This window comes from Actinoplanes sp. NPDC026670 (genome assembly GCF_040638175.1).
Classification (GTDB): Bacteria; Actinomycetota; Actinomycetes; order Mycobacteriales; family Micromonosporaceae; genus Actinoplanes.
Window position 1 is genome coordinate 1 of the sequence record NZ_JBEZXU010000196.1, and the last position, 1300, is coordinate 1300.

The 1300-nt window shown below is 73.0% G+C and carries 2 protein-coding genes; both read left to right on the forward strand.

Going from position 1 to position 1300, the window contains the following annotated elements:
- The first annotated feature begins 100 nt into the window (after window positions 1–100).
- On the forward strand, window positions 101–586 hold the full coding sequence (locus AB0E94_RS53030) for a histone-like nucleoid-structuring protein Lsr2 (RefSeq protein WP_357095950.1): 486 nt from the start codon (window positions 101–103) through the stop codon (window positions 584–586).
- Window positions 583–1263 carry a GGDEF domain-containing protein gene (locus AB0E94_RS53035; protein WP_357095952.1) on the forward strand — a complete coding sequence of 227 codons (681 nt, stop codon included), beginning with the start codon at window positions 583–585 and terminating at the stop codon, window positions 1261–1263. The genes AB0E94_RS53030 and AB0E94_RS53035 overlap by 4 nt, the downstream gene beginning before the upstream one ends.
- Window positions 1264–1300: the final 37 nt, after the last annotated feature.

Consider the following 1300-nt stretch of genomic DNA (forward strand, 5'->3'; position numbering starts at 1 on the left):
CCGTGGTGATGGGCAAGACCCCCGAGGCGCTCAAGGGCATCCAGTACAAGGCGCTGCGGGCGCTGCGTGGCCTGCTCTCGGTCGGGGTGGTGATGCCGGCATGAGCGCCCCGACGATCGCGCCGACCAACGGCACGCCGACCTTCCCGACTCAGCAGATGCCGATGGGCATCAGGGTCATCACCGGCCCCGGCGCCGCCCCGATCGCGGCCGAGCAGACGCCGGCCCGCCGACCAGAGCGAACGATGGAGCAGTTGCTGACCTTGGCTCAGCGCAGCGACACCGCGCGGACCCGCCAGCTCGCCGAGAAGATCAGCGGCCTGATGGAGGAGCTGACCGGGCGGCTGGAGGCCGAGCGCGAGGCCGAGACCCGGACCCGCGAGCTGGCGGAGAAGGAAGCCGCGCTGACCGCCGAGCTGGCCAAGGTGCGGCAGAAGTTGGGCACCGGCGCGGAGGCCGCCATGCACCGCGCGGCGATTCGCCAGTGGGCGAAGACCAACGGCTACACCGTGCGTGAGCGCGGCCGGATTCCTCGGAATGTCGTGCAGGCGTGGGCGACCGCGACCGGCTCGGAGGTGGCCCGGTGAAGGCGCGAACGATGTTGCTCCCGGCTGCTGCGGTGCTGTCGGTGGCGGGGCACGTGTGGGCGGTGCGGACGGTGCGGGCGGACCGGTCCCGGCTGGCTGAGGCCCGCCGGATGGCGTTCACTGACCCGCTGACGGGGCTGGCGAACCGTGCCGGGCTGGCGACGGCGATGGCCGATCTGGCCAGGGAGCCCTACGACGTGGCGATCGTGGACCTGGACGGGTTCAAGCAGGTCAACGACACGTTCGGACACGACGCGGGTGACGCGGTGCTGGTCGAGGTCGCGGCCCGGCTGTCGGCCACGATCGACGAGGTCGACGGTGCGGTGGTCGCGCGGCTCGGTGGTGACGAGATCGTGTTGGTCAGCCCGTCGCCGGTGCCGATCGCGGGGATGCTCGGCGGCGAGGTGGTCCGGGCCCTGGCCGCGCCGGTGGTGCTGCCGGGCGGGCGGGAGCTGGTCGTGCGGGCCAGTGTCGGCGCGGTGTCGGCGATGGTCGGTGACGAGCCGTCGCGGGTGCTGCGTGCGGCTGACCTGGCGCTGTACGAGGCCAAGGCCAACGGTGGCGACCAAGTCGCCGAGTACGGCCGGGTGCTGGACCTGCCGGTGGTGGAGACGCGGCCGGGGGTGCGGCTGCGGGAGATGACCGAGACCGCCCGCGTGCTGGGGGGTGTGGCATGACAGCCCCGACCAAGGCTCTGGACCTGGCCACCGCGCT

Coding starts and splice junctions, on each gene's coding strand:
- AB0E94_RS53030 (WP_357095950.1), top strand. CDS start 101: ATGAGCGCCCCGACGATCGCGCCGACCAACGGCACGCCGACCTTCCCG.